Source organism: Erythrobacter sp. JB3-1 (assembly GCF_057364995.1).
Genome location: NZ_CP200289.1, coordinates 843733 through 854711 on the forward strand (window position 1 = coordinate 843733; position 10979 = coordinate 854711).

Annotated in this window: 10 protein-coding genes; 4 read left to right on the forward strand and 6 right to left on the reverse strand. The window is 59.4% G+C overall.

The window, feature by feature from the left end; translation table 11 throughout:
* Window positions 1–3 precede the first annotated feature (3 nt).
* From guaA to AC0V6M_RS03940, 3 genes are all read right to left on the reverse strand, one after another.
* Window positions 4–1578 carry a glutamine-hydrolyzing GMP synthase gene (guaA, locus tag AC0V6M_RS03930; protein ID WP_486137557.1) on the reverse strand — a complete coding sequence of 525 codons (1575 nt, stop codon included), beginning with the start codon at window positions 1576–1578 and terminating at the stop codon, window positions 4–6.
* Between the two features lie 226 nt (window positions 1579–1804).
* A complete protein-coding gene (locus AC0V6M_RS03935; protein WP_486137558.1) occupies window positions 1805–2134 on the reverse strand; it encodes a hypothetical protein in 330 nt (109 codons plus the stop codon).
* Between the two features lie 463 nt (window positions 2135–2597).
* On the reverse strand, window positions 2598–4145 hold the full coding sequence (locus AC0V6M_RS03940) for a class I adenylate-forming enzyme family protein (protein WP_486137559.1): 1548 nt from the start codon (window positions 4143–4145) through the stop codon (window positions 2598–2600).
* A 218-nt stretch (window positions 4146–4363) separates the two neighbouring features.
* Between AC0V6M_RS03940 and AC0V6M_RS03945 the strand changes: the two genes are divergently transcribed.
* The 4 genes from AC0V6M_RS03945 to AC0V6M_RS03960 all read left to right on the forward strand — a co-directional run bounded on the left by AC0V6M_RS03945 (window position 4364) and on the right by AC0V6M_RS03960 (window position 9009).
* Window positions 4364–6763, forward strand: coding sequence for a DNA gyrase subunit B (locus AC0V6M_RS03945; RefSeq protein ID WP_486137560.1), 2400 nt, complete (start codon window positions 4364–4366; stop codon window positions 6761–6763).
* 25 nt (window positions 6764–6788) lie between these two features.
* Entirely contained in the window at window positions 6789–6911 is a 123-nt protein-coding gene (locus AC0V6M_RS03950; protein ID WP_486137561.1) for a hypothetical protein, read from the forward strand.
* Window positions 6912–7024: 113 nt separating this feature from the next.
* Entirely contained in the window at window positions 7025–8227 is a 1203-nt protein-coding gene (locus tag AC0V6M_RS03955) for an AI-2E family transporter (RefSeq protein ID WP_486137562.1), read from the forward strand.
* Complete coding sequence (locus tag AC0V6M_RS03960) at window positions 8227–9009, forward strand: M50 family metallopeptidase (RefSeq protein WP_486137563.1); 783 nt, start codon at window positions 8227–8229, stop codon at window positions 9007–9009. The genes AC0V6M_RS03955 and AC0V6M_RS03960 overlap by 1 nt, the downstream gene beginning before the upstream one ends.
* On the opposite strand, the gene AC0V6M_RS03965 is transcribed toward AC0V6M_RS03960, so the two are convergent.
* The 3 genes from AC0V6M_RS03965 to AC0V6M_RS03975 form a co-directional block, all read right to left on the reverse strand.
* A complete protein-coding gene (locus AC0V6M_RS03965) occupies window positions 9006–9644 on the reverse strand; it encodes a hypothetical protein (protein ID WP_486137564.1) in 639 nt (212 codons plus the stop codon). The genes AC0V6M_RS03960 and AC0V6M_RS03965 overlap by 4 nt on opposite strands.
* Window positions 9645–9768: 124 nt before the next feature.
* On the reverse strand, window positions 9769–10407 hold the full coding sequence (locus AC0V6M_RS03970) for a lysophospholipid acyltransferase family protein (protein WP_486137565.1): 639 nt from the start codon (window positions 10405–10407) through the stop codon (window positions 9769–9771).
* Window positions 10408–10496: 89 nt separating this feature from the next.
* Window positions 10497–10973 carry a hypothetical protein gene (locus AC0V6M_RS03975; protein ID WP_486137566.1) on the reverse strand — a complete coding sequence of 159 codons (477 nt, stop codon included), beginning with the start codon at window positions 10971–10973 and terminating at the stop codon, window positions 10497–10499.
* Window positions 10974–10979 lie beyond the last annotated feature (6 nt).

A 10979-nucleotide genomic window follows, 5' to 3' on the forward strand; every position in this document is an offset into this window, starting at 1 on the left:
GGGTTACTCCCATTCAATCGTGCCCGGCGGTTTGCTGGTGTAGTCATAGACCACACGGTTGATGCCTTGGACCTCGTTGACGATGCGGGTCGCGCAGCCGGTTAGGAAGCTGGCGTCGAAGGGATAGACATCTGCCGTCATGCCGTCGGTACTGGTCACCGCGCGCAGGCCGCAGACATTGTCATAGGTGCGGTGGTCGCCCATCACGCCGACGGTTTTGACCGGCAGCAGCACGGCAAACGCCTGCCAAATCGCATCGTACAATCCGGCGTTGCGGATCTCTTCAAGATAGATCGCATCCGCCTTGCGCAGGATATCGCAGCGCTCTTTGTTCACCTCGCCCGGAATGCGGATCGCGAGGCCTGGACCCGGGAAAGGATGGCGGCCCACGAATTGCTCGTCGAGGCCCAGTTCCCGGCCCAGCGCGCGCACTTCATCCTTGAACAATTCGCGCAGCGGCTCGACCAGTTCCATCTTCATCCGCTCTGGCAGGCCGCCGACATTGTGGTGGCTCTTGATCGTCACCGATGGCCCGCCGGTGAAAGAGACGCTTTCAATCACATCGGGATAGAGCGTGCCCTGCGCGAGGAAATCGGCCCCGCCCAGTCTGTTGGCCTCTTCCTCAAACACGGCGATAAACTCGCCGCCAATGAATTTGCGCTTCGCCTCTGGATCGGAGACGCCGTCAAGGCCCGCCATAAAGCGTTCCTCCGCGTCCACCACGACCAGCGGAATGTTGTAATGATCGCGGAACAGGCTCTCGACCTGCTCGCGCTCGTTGAGGCGCAGCAGGCCATGATCGACGAACACACAGGTCGGCTGATCGCCGATTGCCTCGTGGATCAGGATTGCGGCAACGGAGCTGTCGACCCCGCCGGATAGGCCGCAGATAACCCGGCCAGAGCCAACCTGCTCGCGGATCTCGGCGATCTTTGTCTCGCGGTAAGCGGCCATGGTCCAATCGCCAGCCAGCCCGCAGACCTTGTGCACGAAGTTTGCCAGCAGCTTGCCGCCGTCGGGCGTGTGGACGACCTCTGGGTGGAATTGCGTGCCGTAATATTGCCGCTGCTCATCGGCGATGACGGCGAAGGGCGCGCCGTCGCTGGTAGCAACAATCTCAAAGCCGGGGGCGAATTTTGTGACCTTGTCGCCGTGGCTCATCCACACTTGGTGCCGCTCGCCCTCAGCCCATAGGCCATCGAACAGAGCGCAGGATTTCGTCACGGTTAGGAACGCGCGGCCAAATTCGCCGCCTTCGCCCGTCTCGTGCCCCCGCCGCACTTCGCCGCCGAGCTGATGCGACATCACCTGCTGGCCATAACAAATGCCCAGGATCGGCACGCCCGCCTCGAACAAGATTTCTGGCGCGCGCGGGCTGCCTTCGTCGGGAACACCCGCTGGCGAGCCTGACAGGATGATGCCCTTCGGCTTCATCCGGTGAAAGGCTTCCTCCGCCTGAGTGAAGGGGGCGATTTCGGAATAGACCCCGGCCTCGCGCACGCGGCGCGCGATCGGCTGGGTCACTTGGCTGCCGAAATCGACGATCAGGATGGAATCGGGCGTATGGGTGTCTGACATGCGGGCCGGGTTAAGCAGCGGCTGCGACCAAGTCTAGTGGCGCGCGCGCGGCTTTGCGCAATCATGCGAAGCGTGCATCAGTTATGTTGCAAAAAACGCAAATGTTTTGCGAATTTTGGCATTTGTGTTCGATTGCATGAAACACCATTTGGCTCTTGCAACAACGAAACGAGCCTCCTCTCCCGCTCCTTTCGTTGTCGCAAAGGCGTTGGCACAGCTTCCCCCGCTAGCCATCGCCAGCCTGCTTATCGCCCCCGGTACGGGGCCAAGCGAGCCAGCGGACGCGAAAGGCCTGAGGCGCGAGCAATCGCGCCGCACGGCCCAGCCCGACCCGGCCCGCCCGCCAGCGCTCTACCTCAGGCGCATAATGCGGACCCTCCCTTCCCGTGCGAAGGGGGCGATAAGCCCAGCAGGCATAAGAGACGCGGCCGGCTTGTCCTCCCTCAGGGCCTCCCCTCGGCCCAACTGGCGGCCGCGTCTCGATTGCTCGATTGCCTGCGATCTGCATATTGACCGGGGCGGCCTCAAATTGCGGCGCATATGCGGCGCGATGCATCCACTGCGCCTGACCGCCTCCGACATATGTGATCGAAGATGCGTAATGAACGCATGGCGTCATGTAAATTTATTGCGACCCTTGCGAACTAACCGCTGACACCAAGTTCACGACCCCATTTAAAGGAATTCAAAATGCGTATTATCTCTGAGAAAATTCTCGCCCTGACCGTTGCCCTCGCCGTTAGCGGCGCTTCGCTTCAGGCTATTCTCGTCTAAAATCTGAAAATAATTTCCCAATCTTTTCAAATCCCTGATGGAAAAGATGCCAGAAATGAAAAAAGTCCGCAGGCGCTTGTAACCCAATCGGCAAACCCCGCGAACTTCATAGTGTACGCTCAAGACCACCCTGACTTGAGCCAACACAATGCGCGGTCACCGGCTCACCCCCTGACCCCCCCTGAAAGGCTGGTGGCCGCGCATCCCCCTCTTCCAAAAAGCGCTTTGAGTTTGCAGCGCTCAGCCTATTCGGCGAGCGCCTCTGCCTGCTCGCGAAGCTCAGTCTTCAGCAATTTGCCAATGTGGCTGCGCGGCATTTCCGCGATTCTGTGCAGGCGCGACAATCGCTGAGTCTTGCCCAGACGCGCGTTCACCGCGCCGCATATCTCGGCGACATCGCGTGCGCCCGCGTCCAGAACCACAAAGCCAACCGGGGTCTCGCCCCATTGCTTTGATGCAATGCCGACCACCGCGGCCTCGAGCACGTCGGCCTCTTTCTCCAGCTCCGCCTCCAGATCACTGGGGTAGATGTTGAACCCGCCAGAGATGATCATGTCTTTGGCCCGGCCAACCAGCTCGACAAAGCCATCCTCATCAACGCGGCCAATATCGCCCATTCGCATCCAGGCCTCGCCGCTCGCGGGATCGCTCCATTGGGCCTCTGCCGTCTTGCCAGGCTGGTTTTTGTAACCCGCCATCATGGTGTGGGATCGCCCGATCAGATTGCCCGGCGTGCCGGCGGGCACGGGTTTGTCTTCATCATCCAGCACTTTAAGCTCGCTGCCCGGCGCGGGGCGCCCGACCGTGTGCAGCTTGTCCGGGAATTCGTGACAGGCGAGCAGGCACACAACCCCGCCTTCCGTCATCGAGTATATCTCGATCAGCCCGCCCGGCATTCTTTCAAGCACTTCGCGTTTCAGCTCGGCAGAGAACGGCGCGGAAGTGCAATATTTGAGTGCAAGCGACGAGAGATCAAAATCGTCAAACTGCGCAAAATCCATCAAACGCTGATATTGCACCGGCACCAGCATGGTCACATTACTGCGATCCGCCTGAGCGTGGGTAAGCCAGCGTTCGCAATCAAATTTGCCCATAATGCGCACGGTCCCGCCCGCCAGCAGTGGCGGCAGAAAGGCGACCATAGTCGTGTTGGAATAGAGCGGCGTGCTGGCGAGCGAGCGAACCTCCAGCTCCGCCTCCAGATAAGAGGCAGCGGTGGTCGCGAATTGCCGCCAGCGCATTTGATGCGAATGGACGATCCCTTTGGGAATGCCGGTCGTCCCGCTGGAATAGATGATGTTGAAGGCGTCTTTGGGATCAGGCTCGAACTCAGGCGCAGGCGCACCAGCGGGCGCCATCCAGCTGCGCACATTTTCAAGCGGGACATGCTCAAGCTCTGGCAGGAACCCCGCGCCCAGCTCATCCGCCTTCGCGCCGTCAATAAACAGATGCCGCGCGCCCGAATCCCGTCCCATGCCCGCCAATTGCTCCGGCGATGCGCTGGTCGTCAGCGGCGCAGCCACGCCGCCCGCGCGTACGGCGGCCAAAAAGACCAAGGCGTAATGGATGGAGGATGTGCCAAGGATCGCGACAGATTGCCCGCGCTCCAGCCCCGTCTCCACCAGCCGCGCAGCCAGCCTTGCGGTCAGCGCATCCAGTTCCGCCCAAGTGACCGAGCCCTGCTCATCAAGCAATGCGGGCTTATCAGGCTGAATTTCAGCCCACGCGCTGAGGGTTTCGGAGAACGAACCATAGGGCTGCGTCAGACGGGCAAGCATTGTGTCGATTGTCATATCGGTGGACCCTAATGGTCAGCGCGCGCCGCGCAATGCTTCAAGCCGGCAACGCAGTTGCTGCGCAAGCGTTCACCACGCAAATATCAGCGCGGCGACAGCGGCAAAACCCCCGCCGAGCCGCCCCCGAAAATCCGGATTCAGGCGGACAGTGGAAAACCTCGAACTCTACCCTGCATTCGCTTGGGGTTCGCCCGCAGAGCGCCTATATGATGGGCATGGACGACAACACCTCAGAAACACCCGAAAACACTCCTGAAACTGGCTCTAGGCCGGAAAAACAACAGGGCGAATATGGCGCCGATTCGATCAAGGTTCTCAAAGGCCTTGATGCGGTGCGCAAACGCCCTGGCATGTATATCGGCGACACCGATGACGGATCGGGCTTGCACCACATGGTGTTTGAGGTGTCAGACAACGCCATCGACGAAGCGCTCGCGGGGCATTGCGACCTCGTTCTGATCGAGATGAACGCCGATGGCAGCGTCAGCGTCGAGGACAATGGCCGCGGCATTCCTGTTGGCATGCACAAGGAAGAGGGTGTCTCCGCCGCAGAGGTCATCATGACCCAGCTGCACGCGGGCGGTAAGTTTGAAAACACCTCTGACGACAACGCCTATAAGGTTTCTGGCGGCCTGCACGGCGTGGGCGTGTCTGTGGTCAACGCGCTGTCTGAATGGCTCGAGCTGAAAATCTGGCGCGACGGCAAAGAGCACTGGATGCGCTTTGAACACGGCGAGGCGGTGAAAAGCCTCGAAATTCTGGGTGATGCGCCCAAGGTGGATCAAAACCCGGACGACAACGGGTTTAAAAAGGGGACGCGCGTCACCTTCCACCATTCGAACGACACGTTCAAAAACGTCACCGAATACGATTTCGACAAGCTGGAGCACCGCTACCGCGAGCTTGCTTTCCTTAATTCCGGTGTCCGCATCCTCCTGCGCGATAATCGCGGCGAGGAAGTGCAGGAGCATGACCTGTTCTACGAAGGCGGGATTGCCGCATTCGTACGCTATCTTGACCGCAATAAAGAGGCGCTGATCACCAATCCGATCTCTGTTTCGGCTGAGAAGGAGGGCATTGGGATCGACGTCGCGCTGGAATGGAACGACAGCTATTACGAGAACGTCCTCACCTTCACCAATAACATTCCTCAGCGCGATGGCGGCACGCACCTCGCGGCCTTCCGCGCGGCGCTGACCACCACGCTCAACAATTATGCTGCGTCCAGCGGCCTGCTCAAGAAAGAGAAGGTGACGCTGTCAGGCGAAGATATGCGCGAAGGGCTGACCGCCATCGTCAGTGTCAAACTGCCTGATCCCAAATTCTCCTCGCAGACCAAAGACAAGTTGGTCAGCTCCGAAGTGCGCCAGCCGCTGCAATCGCTGATGGGCGAAAAGATGACCGAATGGCTGGAGGAAAACCCGGCCGAGGCAAAGATCATTATCCAGAAGATCATCGATGCCGCCGCCGCTCGCGAAGCCGCCAAGCGCGCCCGCGAGATGAGCCGCAAGGGCGCGATGTCGGTCGCATCCCTCCCCGGTAAACTCGCCGATTGTCAGGAACGCGACGCGACCAAGGCCGAACTGTTCCTGGTGGAGGGCGATTCCGCCGGCGGCTCTGCCAAGCAGGGGCGCGACCGCAAGACCCAGGCGATCCTGCCGCTCAAAGGTAAGATCCTCAATGTGGAGCGCGCGCGGTTTGACCGGATCATCTCATCGAAAGAGGTTGGCACGCTGATCCAGGCGATGGGCACCGGCATTCGCGATGAATTCGACCTTGAAAAGCTGCGCTATCACAAAATCGTGATCATGACCGATGCTGACGTCGATGGTGCGCACATCCGCACATTGCTGCTCACCTTCTTCCACCGGCAAATGCCAGAGATCGTGAAAGCCGGGCACCTCTTCATCGCTCAACCGCCGCTGTATAAAGTCGCGAAAGGCCGCAGCGAGGTTTATCTGAAGGATGACCGCGAGCTTGATCGCTATCTGATCCAAGGCGGATTGCAGGGCCGCGTGCTCGACAGCGGAGCCGCGCAGCGCAGCGGCAATGAGCTGGAGGCACTGGTCGATCACGCGCTTCGCATGCGCAACCTCATCGCCTTTGCGCCGCGCCGCTATAACTCCGCCATTATCGAGGCGATGGCGCTTGCTGGCGTCTTCAATCCCGATGATCTCGGCTCTGCCGAAGCGCTTAATAAAGCCGCCGCGCGCCTGCAATCAGGCGATGCCGATGCGAAATGGAGCGCGCGCCGCACGGAAGATGGCAGCATCGCCTTTGAGCGCCTGTGGCGCGGCGTCACCGATGCGCATTTGTTTGAGGCGAAGTTCCTCGAAAGCGCCGAGGCCCGCAAAATGCACAGCGTCGCCGGCGAAGAGGCGGATGTCTATGACACGGCCAATGTGCTGGTGAAATCCACCGCCAGCGATAGCGACGACGCAGGCGAAGAAAGCAGCGATGATGCGCCGGTCGCCGCCAGCGGTGATGATGCGATCACCCGCCCGACAGAATTGCTCGATGCGGTGCTGGCGGCTGGGCGCAAAGGCCTCTCGATCAGCCGCTATAAGGGGCTGGGCGAGATGAACGCCGAGCAGTCTGTGGGAGACCACGCTTGATCCAGAGGCGCGCGTACTGCTGCAAGTGAAGGTCGAAGATGCGGACGTAACGGACGAAATCTTCACCCGCCTGATGGGCGATGTGGTGGAGCCGCGCCGCGAATTTATTCAGGACAATGCGCTCAATGTCGCGAACCTTGATGTGTAAGGGCTAGGCGGGCCGCTTGGCGGCTCCACCCCCTTACCCATCCGTCAGCGCGGGCGGGCCTTATGGCGCGGAGACTCTTGAAACCGCCCGTGTTTTAGCCGAGATGGAACGCTATGAGCGAAGTCCATCATAAAACCCCGCTAGAGCAGTCCAGCTTCCTATTGCTGGTCGCCGCTGTCACCGTCTTGCTACTGGTAATTGTCTGGCCGTTTTTTAACCCGCTGCTGTGGGCTGCACTAGCCGCGGTGATGTTCCGCCCGCTGCATCGCTGGGTGCTGGCGCGGGTTGGCGGACGGATGAACCCGGCGGCTGGGATCACCATGCTGATCATCACCTTTGCGGTGTTGCTGCCTGCGATGTTTATCGGCGGATTGGTGATTGACGAGGCGGCCACCGTGGTCGCAGCCTTCCAAAATGGCGAGATCGATATCGCCGCCTGGTTTAACACCATCTATGCCGCTGTGCCGCTGTCGATCCGGGAGTCCCTCGAAGCCGCAGGCTGGACCGACCTTTCCAATCTTCAAGCCCGCGCACAGGAAGTGATCGGCGAAAGCGCCGGGATCATCGCCCGTCAAGCGGTCGCCGTGGGCGGAGGTGCGCTCGGCTTCTTCCTCAGCTTCACCATCGGCCTGTATGTCACATACTTCCTGATCCGCGATGGCAAGCGGGTGGGCGAGACGATCCTCTCCAGCTTGCCATTGGAGCGCCCGATTGCAGACCGTCTGGCCGAGAAATTTCTCTCCATCGTGCGGGCGACAATCAAAGGTTCACTGGTTGTCGGTCTGGTTCAGGGGGCGCTGGGCGCGGCAACATTCTGGATCGCGGGCATACCCTCTGCGATCCTGTTCGGAGTGGTGATGGCGATCCTATCGCTGATCCCAGCGGTGGGCACGGCGCTGGTGTGGTTGCCCGCGGCGCTCTATCTGCTCGCAGTGGGCGATATATGGCAGGGGCTGTTCGTGCTGTTTTCCGGCGCATTGGTGATCGGCATGGCCGACAATGTGCTGCGCCCCATATTGGTGGGCCGCGACACCGGCATTCCTGATTGGATCATTCTGGTGACGACATTGGGCGGGATAGCTTTTGCAGGCTTTTCCGGCATTGTCCTGGGCCCGCTGGTCGCAGGACTGTTCTTGGCCGAGCTGGTCAATCCTGCAGGAACAACGCGCCGAGGGCGAGGAAAGCGTTCCTGCTGCATCCTGATCTGCAGGTCACTCACGGCCGCACCGATCCGTTGGCGGATTGAAAAACTCGCTCGTCCTGCCCATGTTGGATGGGTGAGAGACAGCCAAACAACATCGGGTAGCCCCCAGTAATGCAGTCTATGGTCAAACCCGGCAGTCAGGCCGAGCAGGTCGGGCGGCTCATCCTGGCCGTCGTGGTGATCCTGTTCATCCCCGCTTTGCCGTTTGGCAATTACATCATCTATCCGTTCTCAATCCTAACCACATGGTTCCACGAAATGGGGCACGGGATGACCGCGATTTTGACTGGTCAGGAATTTGAGCGCTTGCTGATCTATGCCGATGGATCGGGCGTTGCCGAGAGCCGCCTAGACGGCGATGCCGGCCCCTTTACCAAAGCCGCGATTGCCGCTGGCGGTCCGCTGGCACCCAGCGTGGTTGGAGCGGCGCTGATCCTCGCTAGTGCCAATGCGAAATATTGGCGGCCTGCCCTGTTCGTGCTGGCCGGGGCGATTGCGATCTCCACCGTGTTCTATGTCCGCTCCGGCGTGGGTCTGGCGATGTTGCCGCTAGTCGGCATGCTGATCGGCGTGATTGCGTGGCGCGCGCCCGATGGGCTGGCCCGCTTTGCGCTGCAGTTTCTGGGGATGCTGGCGGCGATGAGTATGCTGCGCGATTTCGACTATCTGTTTACCGAGCGCGCAGTGATCGGCGGCAATTCCATGCTGTCGGATACCGGCGCGATTGAAGCGGCGCTGTGGCTGCCGCATTGGTTCTGGGCCGCGGCGCTGATCGCCACATCCACATTAATGATCGGCGCGAGCCTGAAGTACGCTTTGTCTGATCAAAGCAAACCGCGCCGCCCGCTGCCGCGCCCCAACAATGTGCTGCAATTTAGGGATCGCAAGGATTAAGTCGCGATGCGCAGGGTGTTTACCCCGCCAGAGCTAGTTCCCGTTTCGCCCGATAGTCCCGCAAAGATGGTATCGACAATCTGCGCGAGTTTCTCCTCGGTCAGCTTATCTCCCATCATCACCAGCGCATCAGGCAGGGTATAGATGCTGACCATTTGATTGATCAGTGACAGCGCCTGATCAATCTCCAGCCCGGCAAAGAAACCTTCAGCCTGAGCCTCTGCAATCAACTCGCACAGATAGTGGTCTGCCAGGTCGATGTTGGAGCGGATGCGTTCGAAATTGTCCGTGCCCATGCGGCACAGGATCGCGAAATAAACCGGGTTTTCACGGTAGCGATCGCGCGAGATGACAAACCGGCGGCGGAAGAATTCGTAGATCTTGCGATTGGGCGGCAGGTCGCTCGCCATCACCTCTTCCATCACATCATTATGCGGCTTTAGCCAATGCGCGGCCGCGGCATCATAGAAGTCGTCTTCGTTCTCAAAAATCTCATCGAAACGCGCGCGCGACAGGCCGCTCTCACCGATCACGGTCTGCATCTCGATCGCGCTGCCGCGCTGGTCCACCAGATCAAGCGCAAGCTGCGCGATCCGTTCACGCTCGCTCTCAATTGCATGCTTGGTCAACGGCATCTGCGCCACCCTCCTAATCCTGACGCTCATGTAGGGGCGCGGCGAGGCGTGTTAAAGGCATAATGCAGCGCTTTTTCAGCTCTGGTCTGATAAACCACCCGCTGGGCCATTTCATTCGGCCGTGCTAGACCGCTTCTGTCCCGTTGATGATCGCCTGAGCCTGAGCTTCCAGCACTTTGTAGCGCGGATAGTCGGGGCGTTTTGAGCGCAGCCAAGCGGCAATTTTCGCCAAGTCCTCGCCATAATTGCCGCTGGGGATCATCGGCTCGCTAAAGCCCAATTCGCGCTTTTCCCAGCTGACCCATGCCAGCACAATCGGCACCTTGGCGGCTTCCGCAATATGATAGAAACCCGATTTCCACTTGCCATCGGATTTGCGTGTCCCCTCCGCCGCCATGACCAACGCGAGCTTATCGCGCTTGGCAAATTCGTCGGCCACTTGCTCCACCGCGCTGTTGGCCTTGCGCCGGTCAACCGGAACGCCGCCCATATCGAGCATGAAATTGCGCAATATCCCTTGGAACAGCGTGTGTTTGCCCATGAAATTGGGTCGCACATCTTCGGCAGCTGTTGCGCCCACAAAAAACACAAAATCCCAATTTGAGGAATGGGGCGCGCCCGCAATGACGAACTTTGGTATTTTGGGCAGGCTGGTGTCGATTTTCCAACCCTGGAATTTATAGATCGTCAAGATTATGCGGCGCACGATCCGCGAGAGGATCGTCGGTTTGCGCGGCTCTTCGCTCGGTATGGTTTCGGTCAATTCTCTCTCCCCCAGCAAGTGGGTGAGGGCGTTGTGCCCTTATTGTAGACAGTTACGCAAGGGTAGGGATGAGGGTTTCAGTTGGGCAGTCAGTCCTCACGATAGATTCTTATGAAATCGCTAAACTCCGTGCCTTGCAGATCTTCGCGAATTACCTTCTCGGCAACTTCAAAATCCACGACAAAGTTACACACTTCCATGGTTCCGCTACCAATGCTCCCGCCATCGCACATGCCCAATCCTGACCAACCAAGTGTCTCGTTCATTCGAGCTTCTAGCCTGTGCCTCTTGTCCAGATCTAAGTCCGTCCCCATTCCCTCAACCTGATATTCAATCAACAGGACAGCGTGGTCTTCGAAATCAATAGGTGCGAACCCATTTTGCACCAAGCCATCGATCTCTTTTTGGATCGCTTTGTGAGCTGGCCTTAGGAAACCCGACTTGACTGTCTTTGTTTCCCCAGTCGTTCCAAGCTCACCCCAATGAACAGTACTTTGGCCGGGTGCGTCATCCCAAGTTTCCCAGTAGCGCTTTGATTCATCGGTTAAATTGTAGAGCTTCAACATAGCTTT